Annotated in this window: 1 pseudogene; it reads right to left on the reverse strand. The window is 76.5% G+C overall.

Annotation, left to right across the window (positions count from 1 at the left end):
* Positions 1-28 precede the first annotated feature (28 nt).
* A pseudogene (locus IH13_RS0104030) lies at positions 29-272 on the reverse strand (ABC transporter ATP-binding protein); the annotation flags it as partial.

Raw genomic sequence — 272 nt, forward strand, 5'->3', positions numbered from 1 at the left:
ACGGAGAGCGAGCCGGGGCGGTAGCCGTTCAGGGACCGGCGACCGACGCGACGGTCTCCACCGCGACCCCGGAGCGCGGCACGGCCTGCGCGTCCGCGTCGATCGAGCGGCGCAGGGCCTCGTGGAGACGGGCCGGGGTGAGGACGCCGAGGAAGCGGCCGGTGCTCTCCGGGTCGACGACCGCGATCCAGCCCGCGTCGTGCTGGAGCATCGTGGCGAAGGCCTGCTTGAGGGGGGCGCCGAGCGGCAGCCACGCCTCCATGCGCCGGGCG

Source organism: Streptomyces sp. NRRL WC-3549 (assembly GCF_000721935.1).
Lineage (GTDB): Bacteria > Actinomycetota > Actinomycetes > Streptomycetales > Streptomycetaceae > Streptomyces.